We start from the raw sequence: 19,509 nt of genomic DNA, 5'->3' as shown, positions 1-19,509 counted from the left end.
CCTCCTAAGCCCTGCCGAACTGGCGCTCGATCTCCCGGCGCTTTAAGAGAATATAGACAGGTCTGCCATGAGGGCAGTACCGCACCTGCGGGTTCTGTTCCAGCTCCTCCGCCAATGCGATAAGCTCCTCTTTCCGGGTGATATCGCCGGCCTTCATAGCGGCGCGGCAGGCCACGTTGTGGTACACCCAGTCCATGTGTTCTGTGGTAAAGTCTTTTTTGAGAGACGACAGGTACCCGGCGATCTCCATAATTGCCGCCGCGGCGTCTCCGCCGTCCAGCAGCAGTGGGACAGAGCGGACGAGCACCGTACCTGTGCCGAAATCCTCCACCTCAAAGCCCGCCTGGAACAGCTCTTCTTTCCGTGTCAATACGGCGGAATACTCTTCTTTCTCCAGCGTGACCGCGACCGGCTCTATCAATGTCTGCGCTTCTCCACTGCCGTTGGAAGCCTTCAATTTCTCATATAACAGCCGTTCGTGCGCGGCGTGCTTATCAATGAACATCAGCTCGTCCTGGCTGTATTCCACAATGAGATAGGTGCCAAAGGCTTCCCCCAGAATCCTGGAATGAAATTCCCTGACCATCGGCTTTGGCTGCTCCGGCGGCTGTGCGTCCGGCTTTTGGAAGCTTTCCAAAGCAGCCGTTTGGGTCGGCTGCTCTATGGGCGCGGGCTGTTCCGCTGTTTTCGGCGGCTGGTCGTCTTCCAGAACACGGTCCACAAAGGAATGGAAGGTATCCTTTTGAGGCGCGCTGTCCCGGAACACGGTCGTTTTCTGCATGGGCACGGTCGGCGTTTTAGGCACAGGTACAGGTTCGGGTGAATCTGATAAAATCTGCTGCTCGTGCTTTTCCAGCACAGGGGCAAAGGGCTGCACCGCTGGGCACTTCAGCTCCATGGTTTTCGGCTTATCTCCGGCATTCAGCGCGGATTTCACCGCGTGGTACACAGCGTCAAACACCGGGCGCTCATTGACAAAGCGCACCTCCAGCTTTGCCGGGTGGACATTGACGTCTACCGCACCGAAAGAAAGGTTCAAATGCAGCACACACGCGGGAAATTTCCCCACCATAATAGAGCCCTTGCAGGCTTCCTCCAACGCCGCCATGGCGGTGCGGCTGCGGATATACCTGCCATTGATAAAGAAATTCTGCATGGAACGGTTTGGGCGGCTGCCAGCAGGGGAACTGACAAAGCCGCTGACATGAATGTGCTCGTATTCGTATTCCACAGGGATCAGCGTGGATAAGAATTCCCTGCCATATACGCCGTAAACGGCGGAAGAAAGCTTATTGTCGCCGGGGGTGCGTAGCGTTTCCCTGCCGTCCCGAATAAAGCGGAAAGAAATCTCCGGGTGGGAAAGCGCCAGCTTGTCCAGCACGCCGGCAACAGAATTGCCTTCGGTGGAATCCTTTTTCAAAAATTTCATGCGGGCAGGGGTGTTATAGAACAAATCCCGAATGATGATAGTCGTGCCCTCAGGGCAACCGGCTTCCCTCATGCAGGGTTCTTCCTCCCCGCCGCAGGTATAGCTCACGCCGGACTCTGCCCCGGAAGCTTTGGTCAAAAGCTCCACATGGGATACGGCGGAAATAGACGCTAAGGCTTCCCCGCGGAAGCCCAGGGTCATGATGGAATCCAAATCGTCCTGCCGGGTGATCTTACTGGTGGCGTGGCGCAGGAAAGCCGTAGGAACGTCCTCCGGGGAAATGCCGCAGCCATTGTCGGTAACGCGCATAAAGGTGATACCGCCCCGGCGGATCTCCACAGTAATCACCGTTGCCCCGGCGTCCATGGAATTTTCCACCAGCTCCTTGATGACGGAGGACGGGCGTTCCACTACCTCGCCCGCGGCGATCAGCTCGGCTATTTGCTTGTCCAAAACCTGAATTTTTGGCATATCGGTTTCCTTTCGTTTCGCCGCTCTTACGGTTCCTGATTTTCTTTCTGCTTCTCCTCAAAAAATTTCTCGCAGAACTGGTTCCATACCACCTCGTATTCTTCATGAGGAACCCGCCGCATATCATAGGGGGATAAAATCCCCCGTCTTTTTGCTTCCTCGACAAACCCCAAAATGGCGTCGCCTGAATCGCTGAGAAAAGCGAAAACTGTATCAAATCCGGCGTCTATCGCCGCTGCCAGCCGGGTGTGACCATCCAAAGACACATAGCGTTCTTCCCTGCGGATCACAGGAATTATGATATCTTCCGGCGCGGAAAGAAATGTCTTCACAGCGGAGAGCTTCTCGTCATCTACAAAAAACTGGGAAGGCTGTATCTCCGACAGCTTTATGGAAAACAACCGAACAGGCGGATATTCCGCCAGCAGGTTTTCCCGGTCATCATAAAAGTGGCTGATGTGCTCCGCATAAAATCGAAATTCCTCTACCAGCTGAATCGCGTCCCGTTCTTGTACGCCTCTGACCACCGCCGTATCCGCCCCGGTGATCTCCACCTCGCATGGCACATCATTTACCAGAAATGCGCCGTGCTGCCGCAGGACCCGCGGGGAAAAGCGGGGATCGTTATAGCTGTTGACGCGCTGTATCGAAAGCTCCTTCTCCACCATATCATGGCTCCTTTATCGCTCGGGTGGCAAGAAAACATGGAATGTGGTGTTCATGAAAAATTCCCGCGCCGTTGGTGTCCTCATACAGATGGGTCAAGCGGAAGCCCGCTTCCAGCTGCCCGCCGATCTGCTCCTCCATTGTATGGGAAAACTGCATTCCATCGTTGCTTTTTTCCAGCGCTTCTCTCTGCTCCCGGTTCTTCAGCGGGTCAAAGGGAAACTCATTGAGCCTGTCCCGCTTCTCCTCGTCATCAAACAGGAAATTGATCCCGTTATCCAGCCCGGAAAGCAAGACCCCTCCCGGCTTCAGGACACGGAAGCATTCCCGGAAAATTGGCTTGACCTCCTGCACATAGCAATTGGATACCGGGTGAAAAATCAAATCGAATTCGCCGTCCTGAAAAGGCAGGGGCTTCGTCATATCCCCACGGATAATACGGATATCATACCCTTCCCGCTGCGCTACCAGACGTTCGCTTTCCAGTTGTTTGGGAGAGTAATCCAGCACGGTGCAGACCGCGCCCAGCACCGCAAAAATCGGCATTTGCTGCCCACCGCCGCTGGCAAGCCCCAGCACGCGCTTCCCCCGAAGCTCTCCGAACCATTCCTTTGGCACCGGCTTTGTAGGAGTAAGAAGCATTTCCCATGTGCCATCGCAGGCATTTTTATATTCCTCATGAGAGATAGGCTTTCCCCACTCCCAGCCTTCCTCTACCCACTGGTCGATCGTTCTCGCATTGATATCCTGATAGCTCTCGGTCATTTTGACTTTTCTCCTATTTCAACAGGTTGTGTAGTTCAAACAGTGCATTCATGCAGTCTATCGGGGTCAAGTTGTTTACATCCAGTGAGCGAAGCTTTTGCAGCACCTCACTGTCCGTAGAATCCATGGTAAGCTGGATCGGCTCCTCGGCAAAGCGCTCCGACGCGGGAAGGGACAAGGCTTGCCCATTTTCACTTTCCAATTCGGTCAGCACCTGCTTTGCCCGCTTGATGACCTTTTCCGGCACCCCGGCGAGCTTTGCCACTTCGATACCAAAGCTGTCGTCCGCCCCGCCCCGGACAATACGCCGCAGGAAAGTGATATCGTCTCCCCGCTTTTTTACGGCAATATTAAAATTTTTCACGCCGGGCAGAATGTCCTCCATGGCGGTCAACTCATGATAATGGGTGGCAAACAATGTCTTCGCCCCCACCAGCTTCTTGTCATGTACGTATTCCAGCACGGCGCGGGCGATGCTCATGCCGTCAAAGGTAGATGTGCCCCTGCCGATCTCATCAAAAATCACAAGGCTGTTTTTTGTGGCATGCTTCAATATATCCGCCACTTCTGACATTTCTATCATAAAGGTAGACTGCCCCGCGGAAAGGTCATCTGAAGCGCCCACGCGGGTGAAGATATTGTCCACAATGCCGATCTCTGCCACGGCAGCCGGCACAAAACAGCCGATCTGCGCCATGATGGTGATAATGGCGATCTGCCGCATATAGGTGGATTTACCCGCCATATTCGGTCCTGTGATGATTGCCACCCGGTTGTCGTTCATGTCCATGTCCACATCATTGGGAACAAAGGGCTGATCCTGTAACAGAGCCTCCACCACGGGGTGTCGGCTGTCCTTGAGATATAATTTACCGCTCAAATTGATGACCGGGCGGGTGTAATCATTTTTGACGGAGACCGTGGCAAAGGAAGCCAGCACGTCCAGAGCAGCCACAGCCTTTGCGGAGGTCTGCACTCTGGGGAGCTGCTCGGCAATGTGCCTGCGTATCTCCTCAAACAGCCTGCTTTCCAGGGATACGGATTTATCGTGAGCGCCTAGAATCCGATTTTCCAGATCTTTTAGTTCCTGCGTGATATATCTTTCCCCATTTGTCAGGGTCTGTTTGCGGATATAATCTTCCGGGACCTGATTTTTATAGCTGTTTGACACCTCTATGTAATAGCCGAATACACGATTGTAGCCTGTTCTCAGCTTGGGTATCCCGGTGCGCTCCCGTTCCCGCGCTTCCACGGCAGCCACCAGTTCCGTTCCGCCGTTCATATCGTGGCGAATGTCGTCCAGCTCCTGACAGTACCCCTCCCGGATAATGCCGCCTTCCCGAATGGTAAAGGGCGGGTCGTCCACGATAGAGGTCTCGATCAGCTGCGCCACGTCTTCCAAGCCGTCGATTTCCGAATAGAGCGTTTGCAGCAAGGTCGCTTCGCAGCCTGCGAGAAGGTTTTTGATTCCCGGCAGCTTTTCCACCGCGGAGCAGAGCGACCGCAGCTCTCTGCCGTTGGCGGAGCCGTATACAATGCGGGTCATAATGCGCTCTAAATCATAAATTCCCGTCAGCTGCCCGGTCAGGTCGTCCAGCAGCTGGGGATTATCGTACAATTCCTCCACGGCATTCTGGCGGAGGGTGATTTTGGCGGGGCTGAGCAGCGGCTGCTCCAGCCAGGCTTTGATAAGCCGCTTTCCCATGGCGGTTTTGGTGTGGTCCAGCACCCAAAGCAGCGAGCCGCGCTTTTCCTTGTTGCGCATCGTTTCCGTCAGCTCCAGATTGCGCCGGGCAGTGATGTCCAGCCCCATGGCGGTGGATTCCATATCCAGCTCCAGCTCATTGAGACGCTCCAAGCCATTGATCTGGGTCTTGCCCAGATAATCCAGCAGCGCTTTCAAAGAAAATACTGTCAGAGGCTTGTCCGACAGGGACAATGCGTCCGTCCGCTCTTTTCCAAACTGGCGGGCAATCGTTTCCTGTGCTCCGTTCAAATCCTCGTACAGGGAGAAATCCATACATTCCACGGAGGCGTGAATTTTGTCACGGATAAAGTCCCGCAACCCGGAAAGGTCCGCCGCCTGCGGGTTGATCAGTATTTCACTGGGCATATACCGGGCAAGGCGGTTCATCAAAAGATGGGTCAGGGCGGAAATGTCGCCGCTTTCTATCTGGTCTGCGTACAACTCGCCTGTGGAAACGTCCGCGAAGCTCAGCCCAACCGCGCCGTCTTCATAGCAGAGCGAACAGATATAGTTGTTCTTCGTCTCGTCCAACATACTGTTTTCCAGCACGGTGCCCGGCGTGATCACGCGGACGATATCCCGCTTGACCAGACCTTTGACCAGCTTCGGGTCCTCCAGCTGCTCGCAGATGGCGACTTTATACCCCTTCTCTACCAGCCGGGCAATGTAGGATTCCGCGCTGTGAAACGGTACGCCGCACATGGGCGCCCGCTCCTCCTGACCGCACTCCCGCCCGGTCAGGGTCAGCTCAAGCTCCTGAGAAACAGTTTTCGCGTCGTTAAAAAACATTTCGTAAAAATCGCCGAGCCGAAAGAAAAGTATCGTATTCGGATACTTTTCTTTCATTTCAAAATACTGTTTCATCATCGGAGAAAAATCCGCCATCGCCTGTCCCACCTTTCCATTCCCAAATTCCCGGAACGCACTTCTTTAATGACAGCCGCCGCAGGTAGAGCAATCGCCGCTGCACGCAGCCTCATAGTCGCAGGTATCCGGGTTTTCCCCATCTGCGCACAAGCCGATAATAGCGGTAACGCGCTGCAGCGTGGCGTCAAATTCCGTTTTGGCGCTGTTGTAGCGGCTCATGTTCTCGTTTGCCATGATCTGGGCATATATGCCGCGAAATTCTTCGTTCAGGCGCTTCAGGGTATCTTCGTTCCTGTCATCTTTCTGAGCTTCATTGTTGATCGCCATATGCTTGAGATTAAATTCGCCGATCAACTGCTGCAGGCTCTCGTCGTCATCGCATATCTGCTGCGCGCTCCGCATGGCGATATAGCTTTCCTCTGCCTGCAGTTTTTTCCCTAACTCTCTTGTCATTTCAATAATATCCATGTTTTTCCTCCCAAAATGTTATAAAAAAGTTTTTTGCCATGGCGTAGTAAATACAGGTCCTGTATCCCGCATAGCCGTACATTTTATCTAAACCAGAGTAAGTATACCCCAGATAGACGTCTTCAGTCCGAAGCAGCTTATTCCTGCACGGGAAGCCCCTTTAACTGCAGCCCTCTGGCTTCGGTGATCTCCACAGTCTCAAATGTCCCTATCCGGCTGTCCTCCCCCGGAAACAGAACCACCAGGCTGCCGGCGGTCCGCCCGGAAAGCAGCCCGGACTTTTCTTCTCTGCCCTCTATCAAAACACGCTCTGTCGTTCCGATCATAGACTGTCCCCGGCGGGCGGCAATCTGCTCCTGCACACGGAGCAGCTCGGCAAACCATTTTGTCTTTTCCTCGTGGGAAACGGGGTCCGGCATAGAAGCCGCTTTCGTACCTACCCTGGGAGAATAGATGAAAGTAAAGAGATTGGTAAATTCCACTTCCTCGATCAGCGACAGCGTATCCTGAAATTCCTCATAGGTCTCGCCGGGAAAGCCTACGATCACATCGGAGGTAAAGCTCACGTCCGGCATAACTTTCCGGGCATACCGAATGAGAGAAAGATATTTTTCCCGGTCATATCTGCGGTTCATCTCCCGCAGCACCCGGTCGTTGCCGGATTGGAACGGCAGATGGATAAAATGCGGAATATGGCGGCTTTCCGCCATTACGTCAAAAAGCTCCGGGGAAGCGTCCTTCGGGTGGGAGGTCATAAAACGAATGCGGTAATCTCCCTCAATGGAATCCAGCCTTTTCAGAAGCTGGGCGAAATTGACAGGCTCGTCAAGCCCCTTCCCGTAGGAATTCACATTTTGCCCCAGCAGGGTGATCTCCTTGTATCCGGCTTCTACCAAGCCGCGAAACTCTTCGATAATATTTTCCGGCTTCCGGCTCTTTTCCCTGCCCCGCACATAGGGCACAATGCAATAAGAACAGAAATTGTCGCAGCCGGTCATTACCGTGACCCACGCGTGTGAGGTCTTGTCCCGCCGAACGGGCAACCCCTCCACTACGCCGGATTCCTGTTCTCCCCGCAGGAAAACACGCTTGGAATCGGTAAGCGCGGTATACATCATTTCCGGCAGCCGGTGAACGGCATTGGTGCCGAAAACGATGTCTACAAAGGGAAAGCTTTTTTTCAGACGTTCCGCCACGTGCTCCTGTTCGGTCATGCAGCCGCAAACGGCGATCAGCACGGAGGGGCGGCGGCGCTTCACGTTTTTCAACGCTCCTATGTTGCCGAACACTCTATCCTCGGCGTGCTCACGCACAGCGCAGGTATTAAACAGGATAAAATCGGCATCTTCCGGCGCTTCCGTAAAGGAAAAGCCCATTTCCGCCAGAATCCCTTTGATTTTTTCACCGTCCGCCACATTTTGCTGACAACCGTAGGTGCGGATATATGCCATTGGGACAGCGCCCCTGGCTCTTGCTTTTATGATCTCCGCCACGTCCTCGGAAAAAGGCAGCGACTGAGAAAAACTGTTTTCCAAAAGGCACACTCCTCAAAATCCAATATTCATTTTATGATAGCATACTTTCGGAAAAACTGCAAGGGAAGACGCTGAGATTCCCACGTTTTTACAGAAAGAAACCCGGCAAGGCTCTCTTGCCCTGCCGAGCTTCAAAGCATTATGTAACGGAATGCTTACAAAACCACCTTTGTGCCACCCGCCTGCCGCACGGAAAGCACGTGGCAGCTTCCCTCGCCGAATACTTTTTCTATTTTGGCGCGGTATTCCTCCAGCTGCCCCTGCGGGACAAAGGCTTCGATAGTGCCGGCAAAGCCGCCGCCGTGCACCCGGAAAGCGCCGTCCCTGCCCAAAATCTTTTCCGTCAGAGAAAGCGCCAGCGTGATCCCCTGCTCCGCCGGAGAAACGGTGGCAAACACATTTTGCAGCCGCTGCAGAGAGGACAGCCCGGATGCGCGGATCATCTTGCGGAAGCTGTCAAAATCGCCCCGCTTTAAGGCGGCGGCTTCCTCCGCCGCAAGCCTGTCGTCATCAAAGAAATGCATGGCGCGCAGCACGGCGCGGTCACCGGTGACCTTCCGCACTTCGCCCAGCTTGTCGTAAAATTCTGTTTCGTCCACGTCCCGCAGAAATTCCTTGCCAAAGAACTGCGCTACCTGCTTCATTTCCGCCGGAATCGCGGCGTACTCCCCGGTCAGGTTGGCATGGTTCCCGCCGGTATCTACCACGCATACCGCGTAGCCGCAGGAATCGAAATCAAAATCTATTTTTTCGATGACAGGATTTAAGGGGTCCCGGAAATCAATGGAAGTGAACCCAGCGACGGAGCTTGCCATCTGGTCCAATAAGCCTGAAGGCTTTTCAAAATAAACATTTTCCGCGTACTGGGACACGATCGCCGCCGTGACGGGGTCGATGGAGTCCTCGTTATACAAATGGCTGAGAATGGTGACCACCAGCACTTCAAAAGCAGCGGAGCTGGACAGCCCGGAGCCTTTCATGACCCGGGTCATGGTGTAGCAGTCAAATCCGCCCACCTGATAGCCCAATTTCCTGCATTTGGCGCAGATCCCGCGGATTAAGGACTGGGACCCGCTGACTTCCGGGCGCTTTTCCAAATCGGAAACGCTCACCTCGTCTATTTTATCGTACTCTGCGGATTTCAGCCGAATGACGCCGTTATCCGTCTTTTTGACCAAGCCTACGATATCCAGGTTCACGGCTGCGGTCAGCACTCGCCCATGGTTGTGGTCGGTGTGGTTGCCGCCGATCTCCATGCGCCCGGGAGCGCTGAACCATTCTCCCCCGTCCGCCGAGCCGAACACTTCCGCAAAGCCTTTCTGAATGCTTTCATACCGGGCTTTCTGCCCTGCCGCTTCTTTCCCGTACAATTCCTGATAAGTCGTCTTCATATGCGCTTTCCTTTCCTCAATGACTTTCTTCGTCCAGCATAGCCACAAGTTCTTCCTCTGTCAAGACCGAAATGCCCAGAGCAGTTGCTTTTTCCAATTTGCTGCCCGCTTCCTCGCCTGCCAACACATAGCTGGTCTTTTTGGAAACAGAGGAGCTGACCTTCCCGCCCTGCTTTTCTATCAGTTCGGTAGCTTCCTTCCGGCTCATGGTGGGCAGCGTGCCTGTGAGGACAAAAGTCAGACCTGCAAAGGCAGTGCCGCGCTCCTGCTGTGCCGCTGTCATATTGACGCCCAGCTCTGCCAGCCGGGAAACCAGCGTTTTCGCAGAATCGTAGGAGAAAAATTCCACGACCTCCTGCGCCATGATGCCGCCGAAGCCGTCGATCTGCGCGATCTCCTCCTCGCTTGCCCCGCAAATTTTCTCCATGCTGGGAAATGTGCTGCACAAAAGCTGCGCCGCTTTTACCCCAATATGAGGAATGCCCAGGGCAAAAATCAGGCGGTACAGGTCGTTCCCTTTGGATTTTTCCAGAGCAGCGACAAGATTTTCCGCGCTTTTCTGCCCAAGCCGCTCCAATTTTGCCAGCTCTTCCGCTTTGAGCAAATACAGGTCGGCAGGCGAGGAGACCAGCCCTGCCTGAAGCAGCTGTTCCAGCACAGCGGGACCTAAACCGTCAATATCCATGGCGTCCCGGGACGCAAAATGGATCAAGTGCCGCAGAAGCTGGGCGGGGCACTGGGGATTTCCGCAGCGGGTGGCAGCCTCGCCCTCCGGGCGGAACACGGCAGCGCCGCAGGAGGGGCAGGTTTCCGGCAGGGTAAACGGCACGGAGCCCGGCGGGTTGGACACCACCGACACCACCTCGGGAATGATCTCTCCCGCCTTGCGCAGGACTACGCGGGAGCCGATGCGGATATCCTTTTCTGTGATAAAATCCTGATTGTGCAGCGTCGCCCGGCTGACCGTGGTTCCTGCCAGGGTAACAGGCTCAAACCGCCCGGTAGGGGTCAAAACGCCTGTCCTGCCCACATTGACTTCAATATCCAGCAGCGTGGTTTCCTTTTCCTCCGGGGGATATTTGAACGCTTCCGCCCAGCGGGGGAATTTTGCCGTGCTGCCCAATTCGTCTCTCTGGGAAAAATCGTTGACCTTGACCACAGCGCCGTCGATGGGAAAATCGAATTCTCCCCGTTTTTCCCCGATTTCCCGGATAAAACCGATCACCCGCTCAATGTCGCCTGATTTGTGGAACAACGGCGGCACGGTAAAGCCCAGCTCCTTTAGGTAATTCAGGGACTGGTCATGACAGGTGAGCTCTTCTCCCCTGACCTGCTGGACGTTGAACACAAAAATATCCAGCTCACGACCGGCGGTCACTTTCGGGTCTTTCTGCCGCAAAGAGCCGGCGGCAGCGTTTCTGGGATTCTTAAAGGGCTTTTCCTCCAGAAGCTCCTGCCGCTCGCACAGGCGCTCAAAGCTTTTATCGGACATATAGACCTCGCCCCGGACCTCCAGAAAAGGAACGGGAACGGAAAGCTTTTTCGGCACCGTGCGGATAGTGCGGATATTTTCCGTCACGTCTTCCCCTGTAACGCCGTCCCCTCGGGTCGAGCCGCGGACAAACACGCCGTCTCGGTATTCCAGCGCCACGGAAAGCCCGTCAAATTTCGGCTCCACCACATATTCCGGGTTGGAAATTTCCCCACGCACCCGGCGGTCAAATTCCCGCAGCTCCTCCTCTGAAAAGGAATCGTGGAGGCTTTCCAGCGGGACTTCATGCACCACGGGAGCAAAGGTGTTATACCCCGTGCCGCCCACCCGCTGGGTAGGGGAATCCGGCGTAACGAGCTCTGGAAATTCCGCTTCCAGGTTTTCCAGCCTGCGGTACAGCATATCGTACTCGTAATCGCTGATTTCCGGGTCGTCCTCCGTATAGTATTTTTGGCTGTGGTAACGGATCTGCTCCCGCAGCTGTTCCAGCTCTGCAACGGCTTCTTTCTTTTCCATATTCTTTCTCCGCTTCTTCCTAATTTACGTCTAAATGGGCCACCTTCGGCACCTCTCCCACCACTACCGTCTCCGCCAGCACGGTTTCCGTTTCGTCCACCACCTGCGCGGCAAAGCGGTTTGACTGGGAATAGACCCTGCCCGTCACGGTCATGGTGATCCGATGGCAGCTCTGGTTGATGCCCGCCGAGGAAAACTCCGTGTGAAACGACACGTCGGCGGCGCCCTGCAGCTTCAGCTTGACGGGCACTTTCGGTCCCCGACCGTTCAAAATGCCGATACTCGTCAGGCTTCCGATGGGAACATAGGCGTTCACTTTTCCATTCAAGGCTTCGGACAACCGGGACAGCACGCCGGATTTCAAATCGTTTAGCGCGGTCGTATCGGCACTGACGGCTGAAATCTCTCCGTTATCCGTGCGGTTGACGGACACAAAGGTGCTTTCCCTGTCGTGCAGCTCCTCCTCCACGGCTTGAGTAATGCTGGAAAGCAGGTACCCTCGGGCTGCCGTTTCGGTCAGTTCCTGCGAAATGGAGGAAAGCCCTGCTTCTGATAGGGTTTCCCAAATCAGCAGCGCCAATGCGGCAATGAGCGCAAGCACCCTGCGCTTTTTGCTCTTTCCGCCGGAGGTTCGGTATCTGGCGGGAAAATGACGTTTCCGTATGTATCGCACAAAACCACCCCACTGCTTTATAGTACACGGCAAGGGCTGTTTTGGTGCGAAACGGCAATGAAAATCATAGTATTTTTCTTAGGATTATTATATGGTGGAAACAACTCCATGTCAACCTGCTGCGGCATTTATCACTGGAAAACCGACCCGGCTTTACAAAAAAGCCGGACCGTTCTGTTTCTCGATCGATCCAAGCAATATATAAATATATATTTTACTGATCTCATTTCCAGGACCGTCATATGTCAAAACCATTTTCACAGGTGCCGTTATAAAAGCTGGAAGGACATACGAATAGGTTTTTTTCTGTTTTCAGAACAACAGATTTTGCCGAATAACTACATAGGATCACCATAGAATGCCGCAGAACAAAAAGTCCATACTGCTGCCTGAAATCCCAGTAAACACAAACGGCGGAAAAGCGCCTGTCTGATCCAGGTTCTTTTCCACCGTTTTTACTACTTTTCAGGGAACTTCACGGTAACGGCAGTGCCGCTGTTTACAACGCTTTGCAGATCTATCTCCGCGTTGTGCAGCCTCGCCGCGTGTTTCACAATAGAAAGTCCCAGCCCCGTGCCGCCAATTTCTTTGGAATGGCTTTTATCCACCCGATAGAACCGTTCAAAAATCCGTTCCTGATGCTCCTTTGGAATGCCGATTCCTGTATCGACAACTGAAAGAACAGCAAATCCATCTTCATTTTTTACTGTCACGGACACAGAGCCCCCCTTTCTATTGTACTTGATCGCATTATCACACAGGTTATAAACTATGCTGTCCAGCATCTGCGGGATACCGCAGAGAACAGCGCTTTCTCCGCTGAGCCCTATTTTGACCCCGGCCTTTTCTGCTTCCGGCAGCAGCGCTGTTACCACATGATCGGCGAGCAGGAACAGATCTGCTTGTTCCCGACTCATATCGTCTGCGCCTTCGTCCAAATGCGACAGCTTGATAATATCCTCCACAAGGCGTATCATGCGTCCGGCTTCCGTATAGATCCGCTTTGAAAAATCGGTGATATCCTCCTGCTTCACCATACCATTTGCCAAAAGCTCCGCACAGCCGGAGATGGTATGGAGCGGCGATTTCAGCTCATGGGAAACATTCGCGGTAAATTCCCTTCGCATTTGCTCAGCTTTTTCCTTTTCTGTTACATCTAAAAGCAACACCACAGTACCGATGACTTCATTATTTGACATTACCGGGCTTGCAGCCACCTGGTATTTTCCATTTCCGAAGCCCATGATCGATTCCGCGTGTTTCCCGTCCTCTGCTTTGTGAAGAAGCTCCGTCAGCGCTAAACTGCGGTTTACCGATAAAATACTATTTCCCACGGCAAAAGAATCCGTGTCGAAAAGCTTCGACGCCGCAGGGTTGATACTCAAAACAGTGCCCTTCCGATTCAGCAGGATAATTCCTTCCGCCATTCCGCCTGTTACTGCTTCAAACTCGCTTTGTTTTCGTTTCAATTCTTCCTTTTGCCGCTTGATTTGCTGCTGCTGCGTGTCAATGCGGCGCAGCAGTGGGGAGAGTTCATCGTATCCGTCGTTATTGAGCGGCTTGTCCAGATCCAGCCCGTTCAGCGGCTCTACGATTTTTTTGGATAATCTGGAAGCCAAAAACGCTGACAGCACAACTGCGGCCACAAAGATAATACAGATCGGCTGAAGCATGCCCAGCGTCAGGATCACCAAAGAATTCTGTGTGATGGACAGCCGGATAACCGTCCCGTCCGGCAGCCGCTTGGCACTGTAAAGATAGCGCTCGGTCAAGGTAGAAGAATATCGGGAGCTTTCGCCGTAACCTTCGGCAAGCGCCTCTTTTACTTCCTCTCGTTCAAAATGGTTTTCCATATTATCCACATCGGAAATACTGTCATAGAGAACGCTGCCGTCCGTTCCAATCCATGTAATGCGGCAGTTTTGCGGCTCCAGACCATCAAAATACCCAATGCCTTCTTTGGAGACGCCCTGGGCGGCAAAATCGATTTGCGCGTGCAGCTGGGTTTGACCAACAGCAGAAAAATAGTCATAAAGCACCGTCATAAAAAGAAGCGCAGATGCCAAAAACACACCGACTGCAATCGCAAAAATGGTGCGGAAAATCCGTTTTGTCATAGCTTTGCCTCCATTCGGTAGCCCACTCCCCGTACGGTCTCAATATATTCTCCGCAATCTCCAAGCTTGGTTCGGAGCGTGCCGATATGCACATCGACGGTCCGGGTCTCGCCGGCATATTCGGCTTCCCATATCTCATTCAGAAGCTGATCGCGGCTAAAAACCCTGCCAGGATAGTTCATGAATAACCGAAGCATTTCATATTCTTTCAAAGTAAGTTCCACACGTTTTCCGTCTGAAAAAACAGTGTGACTGCTCCCGTTCAGTTCTAAATTGCCCATGCGCAAAACCGATCCCGGCTCATTCTGAACGGTCCGGCGAAGCACTGCCTTTACACGGGATACCATTTCCATCATTCCGAAAGGTTTTGCAAGATAATCGTCCGCTCCAAGGTCAAGTCCGATCACCTTGTCATATTCCGTCCCCCTGGCTGTCGCCATAATTACCGGAATCTTTGACGTTGCAGCATTGCCGCGCAGCTTTTTCAGTATCGAAATTCCATCTTCTCCCGGAAGCATGATATCCAACAGGATCAGTTCCGGCTTTTTCTTTTCCAAAGCGGAAAAGAAAGCGCCCCCATCTTCGAGCCCCATTGCCTCAAAACCGGCAGAATTCAGGGTATATATCATCAGGTCACGAATCCCGCTGTCATCTTCTACGCAGAAAATCATTATTTTTCTCCTTTTACATATAAACGCCTATGTCATATCGTATCATCATCTTGCTCCTTTTTCAACCAGGCTTTCAATGCCATGCAGATACGGGTTACAAAGGTCCGGCACTATCTTTTATCCTTCTTTTTTACCAGTAATGGAGAAAAGCACCCATTTCGCGATTTCCGCCGCATGATCTGCCATACGCTCAAAATATTTGGCGATCATCAGAAGATCGAGAACCTTTTCTCCGTTTGCTTTGGGATCGCCGAGTTTTTCTATTAAATCGGTTTTGATCTCGTCAAAAAAGCCGTCCACCACATCATCGTAAACGATCACCGCATTTGCCAGGTCGATATCCTTCTTCACAAAAGCGTCAATGCTGTCAGTCACCATTCTAATCGTGGCTCTTGCCATATCCTGAATGTGCGCTGTATTGTCTGACGCCGTTATATTCGCCATCGTTACGATTTCTGCAATATCTCCGGAATTGTCTCCAATGCGTTCCATATCCGTAACCATTTTCAGCGCGGAAGAGATCACACGAAGATCCTTTGCCACAGGCTGTTGCTGTAAAAGCAGCTTCATGCACATGGTCTCGATATCCCGTTCCTTTTTGTCTATCTCAGCGGACAATTCGGGAACCTCACGTGCAATTCTGGTATTTCCTTCCGCCAACGCTTTTGCCGCCATGGCAATGGCATTTTCGCAGAGCGCTCCCATTCCTATCAGTTCTTTATGAAGGAACTCAAGCTGCTCATCAAATTTTGACCGCATTTATCCGAACCTCCCTGTAATATAGTCCTCCGTGCGTTTGTTCTTCGGCTGTGAAAACATGGTTTCTGTCTCGGAAAATTCGACCAAGCCCCCCAGCAGGAAGAATGCGGTATTATCCGAGATACGGACGGCCTGCTGCATGTTATGTGTAACGATGACAATGGTATATTTCTCTTTGAGCTTCATTGCCAGCTCTTCAATGTGTGAAGTTGAAATCGGATCCAGCGCAGAAGTTGGCTCGTCCATCAAAAGGACCTGCGGCTCAACTGCAAGGGCACGGGCAATGCAAAGGCGCTGCTGCTGACCGCCGGAAAGCCCCAGAGCGTTCTTTTTGAGCCGGTCCTTTACTTCCCCCCAGATAGCCGCGTCCCGAAGCGAACGCTCTATAATATCATCAAGCTTTGCCTTACTTCTGATTCCATGTGTGCGAGGTCCATAGGCAATATTGTCGTAAATACTCATGGGAAAAGGATTTGGCTTCTGAAACACCATGCCGATATTTTTCCGCAGCTCACTTACATCGACAGATGGATCGTAGATATTTTCACCCCTATACACCACCTCCCCCGCAATTTTTACATCGGGGATCATATCGTTCATTCGGTTCAATGTTTTCAGGAAAGTAGATTTCCCGCACCCTGACGGACCAATCAGCGCAGTGATGCCTTTTTCGGGAATCTCCATATTGATTTTTTTCAGCGCCTGATTTTTCCCATACCACAAGCACAGGTCTTTTACTGTTATGATAGGCTTCATAAACTTCTCCTTTTCCTGAAATACCGGCTGACAAGCGTTGCGGTAAAATTGATGACCAGCGTCATAACCATTAAAATGGCGGCAATGGCAAAGGCAACTTCAAATTCTCCCTGTTCCTTCGCATAAACATACAGTGCAACTGTCAATGTACAGCCAGAGCTGCTCAGCCCGTCGAAAAACCCATTCAGTGCATGGGCAAATCCAGCTGTGAAGAGCAGCGCCGCTGATTCTCCAAGGATCCTTCCGACAGAGAGAATGCACCCTGTAATTACACCGTCCACACAGCCCGGAAGCACCACAGTGCGAATTACCCGCCATTTTCCGACACCCAGCCCGAAAGCGCCCTCCCGATAGCTTTGCGGTACGGTTTTTAAGCTCTCCTGTGTGGTACGCATGACAGTAGGAAGATTCATAATGACCAGCGTCAGCGCGCCTGCCAAAAGAGAGATTTTCAAGTTCAGGAACTGACAGAAAAACAGCATGCCGATAAGTCCGTAAATGATCGAAGGGATACCTGAGAGAGTTTCCGCCGCATATTCTATTGCCGAAACGACTTTTTCATTTTTTGCGTACTCTGTCAGATAAATTGCCGCTCCTACTCCAAGAGGAATGACAAACAGCAACGTAGCGATAATGATATAAAGCGTATTCAGAATATCAGGCAGAATACCGATTTGCTCAGAAAGATAGCTCGGCTCTGTAGAAAGCAGTTCCCAGGTAATGTAGGGTGTCCCTTTTACAAGGATATACCCGACCAAAAACAGCACCAGCGCAGCCGTAATCCCCAGGGATATCCACATCAGGAGCTTCATTGTGAGAATATAACATTTTCTGCTGTTTGATATTTTGTGATTCATCTCAACTCTCCTTATCCCGCTTCAAAAAGAAATTCAGCACAGCGTTTATCAGCATAATAAAGAGAAACAGCACGAGAGCAATGGAAAACAGCGCTTGACGCTGTAGTCCGGCAGAATAGGACATTTCGGAAGCGATCGCTGTTGTGAGAAAGCGTACACTTCCAAACAGGGAGGGCATATTGGCTACATTTCCGGCTACCATCATTACCGCCATTGCTTCACCGATGGCGCGCCCAACGCCCAGCACAACTGCCGCTGCAATGCCGCTCCTCGCTGCGGGGACAGAAACGTGGAAATAGGTTTCAACGGGTGTTGCGCCAAGCGCTAAAGACGCGTCCTCATATTCTTTGGGAACGGCTTCCAAAGCGGTTATTGACACCTTGATAATAGATGGCAAAATCATAACGGCAAGAACGATAATAGCCGCAAAAAGGCTTGCTCCGTCCGGCAGATGGAACAGCTTCCGCACCACAGGGACAAGCACAATCATTCCCACAAGTCCATATACGACCGATGGGATTCCCGCAAGAAGGCTGACCGCAGACCCCATCACCGATTTTATTTTCTTCGGCGCCAGTTTTGCCAGGTACAAAGCGGTCAAAAAACCGATCGGTACGCCCAGGAGTATTGCGCCTGCCGTTCCGTAAACGCTGGTCAGAATAAACGGCAGAATCCCATAGGACGGTTTTGCAGCGGTTGACGCCCATTCCTTTCCGAGAAGGAAGTCCAGTATCCCGATCTCACGGATCGCAGGGATCCCGGACAGGATCAGGTATACTGTGATCAACAGAACGAATCCCACTGTAACAAGCCCCAGCACAAGGAATACGCCATGTACAATGTTTTCAAACAATCTCTTTTTCTTCATCACTGCATTCCTTTCAAAATGTGAAAAGCGGCGGCCTTTTTCCGCCGACGCTTATTCCACTTATTTTGCAGGTACGGCTCCCGCCTGTTTGATTACCTCCGAAGCTTCACTGGAAGTGATGTAGTCAAAAAACTTTTGCGCCGCGCCGGACAACTCCCTGTCTTTCTTTGTAACCAGTACGAAATTTCGCTGCACCTGATAGCTGCCGTCCTTGATCGTCGCTTCATCGGGCTTTATCCCTCCCACTTTCAACACCTTTACACTGTCTTTTACGGACGCAAGAGAGGCGTACCCGATCGCTGCCGGATTCCCTGCGACCGTTGTTATCACATCGCCGGTAGATGTCAATTCTTGACGGTACTGGCACTTTTCCGAAGTTTCCGTAATAGATTCAAACCCATCACGGGTACCGCTTCCCGCTTCTCTGCCAATCAGCACGATTTCAGCGTCATTTCCGCCGACTTCTTTCCAGTTTTTGATTTCGCCGGTATAAATTTTTGCAATATCTTCAATCGTAAGATCATTTACCGTGTTTTCGGGATTGACAATGATCGCAATGCCGTCATAGGCGATGACCGTCCCTTCCAGCCCTTTTGCTTTTTCCTCATCTTTCAGGTCACGGCTGGAAAGACCGATATCGCAGCGCCCTTCCTCTACCGCCGTGATACCTGTGCCGGAACCGGTGGGGTTGTATGTAACGGTGATTTCCTTGTTGTTCGCTTCAAAGGTTTCTTTTAATGATCCGATTACCTTTTCCATAGAGGTTGAACCATCCGTTGAGACCGTACCCGTTTCCTGTTTTCCGCACCCGGCAAACACGGATATAGCACAAACTGCAGCAAGCGCCAACACAACAAATTTTTTTGTCCTCATACTCAAAATCTCCTTTGGTTTTTTGATAATCTTTTCGATTACGACTTCATGATACCGTCCAAATGTCAAATTTGTTATCATATACCTGTAAAATCCGTGTAAAATCAATTCCAGATAAAGTTTATACGGCTTCTCTACGGTTCGGCACAGCGATTCGCCAGGTCGAAATCCCATTTTTACTGAAAAGACGTCTCTCTTTTGCAAAAGGCGGCAAGAGGTCTCGGCGCAAACAGGAACCTGCTTCACTTTACAATTTGGAGAAAGAAAAAAGGAATCTCAAAAGAGATTCCTTTTTTCTTAGTGGAGAAGGAGGGATTTGAACGGGCGCTTCGCTCCCGATAGCTCGCCGACCATTGCTTTGCAATGGTGCCCGTCTTGCTGCTCTGCCCTAAAAATGTGCCGCCGGCACACGCTTTTTCTCGCCTGTCGGCTCGGTCTGCTGAATGCCGGTGGCATGCGTTTAGCAACGACCGAAGCGACAGCTGAGAACAGCTCGCAGCTTATGCGTCATCGGGACGCGCTCTTCTCGCCTGTCGGCTCGGTCAGTTCGCACCAGCGTCCCACCGGGACGCGCTCTTCTCGCCTGTC

The 19,509-nt window shown here is 52.2% G+C and carries 16 protein-coding genes; all 16 read right to left on the bottom strand.

All coding sequences use genetic code 11. From position 1 onward, the window contains the following. Nucleotides 1-4: 4 nt before the first annotated feature. The 16 genes from mutL to AB8996_RS00150 all read right to left on the bottom strand — a co-directional run bounded on the left by mutL (nucleotide 5) and on the right by AB8996_RS00150 (nucleotide 18,927). On the bottom strand, nucleotides 5-1,900 hold the full coding sequence (gene mutL / locus AB8996_RS00225; RefSeq protein WP_369296957.1) for a DNA mismatch repair endonuclease MutL: 1,896 nt from the start codon (nucleotides 1,898-1,900) through the stop codon (nucleotides 5-7). Between the two features lie 26 nt (nucleotides 1,901-1,926). Next, nucleotides 1,927-2,568, bottom strand: coding sequence for a hypothetical protein (locus AB8996_RS00220; RefSeq protein WP_369296956.1), 642 nt, complete (start codon nucleotides 2,566-2,568; stop codon nucleotides 1,927-1,929). A 1-nt stretch (nucleotide 2,569) separates the two neighbouring features. Further along, on the bottom strand, nucleotides 2,570-3,331 hold the full coding sequence (locus tag AB8996_RS00215) for a class I SAM-dependent methyltransferase (RefSeq protein ID WP_369296955.1): 762 nt from the start codon (nucleotides 3,329-3,331) through the stop codon (nucleotides 2,570-2,572). 13 nt (nucleotides 3,332-3,344) lie between these two features. Continuing rightward, nucleotides 3,345-5,963, bottom strand: a complete 2,619-nt coding sequence (gene mutS / locus AB8996_RS00210; protein WP_369296954.1) for a DNA mismatch repair protein MutS — start codon at nucleotides 5,961-5,963, stop codon at nucleotides 3,345-3,347. Between the two features lie 45 nt (nucleotides 5,964-6,008). Beyond that, on the bottom strand, nucleotides 6,009-6,413 hold the full coding sequence (locus AB8996_RS00205; protein WP_369296953.1) for a YlbF family regulator: 405 nt from the start codon (nucleotides 6,411-6,413) through the stop codon (nucleotides 6,009-6,011). A 137-nt stretch (nucleotides 6,414-6,550) separates the two neighbouring features. Beyond that, on the bottom strand, nucleotides 6,551-7,948 hold the full coding sequence (gene miaB, locus AB8996_RS00200) for a tRNA (N6-isopentenyl adenosine(37)-C2)-methylthiotransferase MiaB (RefSeq protein WP_369296952.1): 1,398 nt from the start codon (nucleotides 7,946-7,948) through the stop codon (nucleotides 6,551-6,553). A gap of 155 nt (nucleotides 7,949-8,103) precedes the next feature. After that, nucleotides 8,104-9,339: a galactokinase gene (locus tag AB8996_RS00195; protein ID WP_369296951.1), complete on the bottom strand. Its 1,236-nt coding sequence runs from the start codon at nucleotides 9,337-9,339 to the stop codon at nucleotides 8,104-8,106. 16 nt (nucleotides 9,340-9,355) lie between these two features. Continuing rightward, nucleotides 9,356-11,347, bottom strand: coding sequence for an NAD-dependent DNA ligase LigA (gene ligA, locus AB8996_RS00190; protein ID WP_369296950.1), 1,992 nt, complete (start codon nucleotides 11,345-11,347; stop codon nucleotides 9,356-9,358). Between the two features lie 19 nt (nucleotides 11,348-11,366). Next, entirely contained in the window at nucleotides 11,367-11,927 is a 561-nt protein-coding gene (locus AB8996_RS00185) for a sporulation protein YunB (protein ID WP_369296949.1), read from the bottom strand. 551 nt (nucleotides 11,928-12,478) lie between these two features. Then, nucleotides 12,479-14,065, bottom strand: coding sequence for an ATP-binding protein (locus tag AB8996_RS00180; RefSeq protein ID WP_369296948.1), 1,587 nt, complete (start codon nucleotides 14,063-14,065; stop codon nucleotides 12,479-12,481). A 68-nt stretch (nucleotides 14,066-14,133) separates the two neighbouring features. Then, on the bottom strand, nucleotides 14,134-14,808 hold the full coding sequence (locus tag AB8996_RS00175; RefSeq protein WP_369296947.1) for a winged helix-turn-helix domain-containing protein: 675 nt from the start codon (nucleotides 14,806-14,808) through the stop codon (nucleotides 14,134-14,136). 117 nt (nucleotides 14,809-14,925) lie between these two features. After that, the gene (phoU, locus tag AB8996_RS00170) at nucleotides 14,926-15,567 is read right to left on the bottom strand and encodes a phosphate signaling complex protein PhoU (RefSeq protein WP_369296946.1); all 642 of its coding nucleotides are present in this window, start codon (nucleotides 15,565-15,567) and stop codon (nucleotides 14,926-14,928) included. Beyond that, nucleotides 15,568-16,323 (bottom strand): phosphate ABC transporter ATP-binding protein PstB, encoded by a 756-nt coding sequence (pstB, locus tag AB8996_RS00165; RefSeq protein ID WP_369296945.1) that lies wholly within the window; start codon nucleotides 16,321-16,323, stop codon nucleotides 15,568-15,570. Beyond that, complete coding sequence (pstA, locus tag AB8996_RS00160; protein WP_369296944.1) at nucleotides 16,320-17,180, bottom strand: phosphate ABC transporter permease PstA; 861 nt, start codon at nucleotides 17,178-17,180, stop codon at nucleotides 16,320-16,322. The genes pstB and pstA overlap by 4 nt, the downstream gene beginning before the upstream one ends. Before the next feature lies 1 nt (nucleotide 17,181). Beyond that, entirely contained in the window at nucleotides 17,182-18,048 is an 867-nt protein-coding gene (gene pstC / locus AB8996_RS00155) for a phosphate ABC transporter permease subunit PstC (protein ID WP_369296943.1), read from the bottom strand. Between the two features lie 60 nt (nucleotides 18,049-18,108). Continuing rightward, entirely contained in the window at nucleotides 18,109-18,927 is an 819-nt protein-coding gene (locus AB8996_RS00150; RefSeq protein WP_369297000.1) for a phosphate ABC transporter substrate-binding protein, read from the bottom strand. Nucleotides 18,928-19,509: the final 582 nt, after the last annotated feature.

Source organism: uncultured Neglectibacter sp. (genome assembly GCA_937958185.1).
GTDB lineage: Bacteria > Bacillota > Clostridia > Oscillospirales > Acutalibacteraceae > Acutalibacter.
The sequence above is the reverse complement of the archived record's forward strand: the minus strand, read 5'-3'. Positions and strand labels throughout refer to the sequence as shown.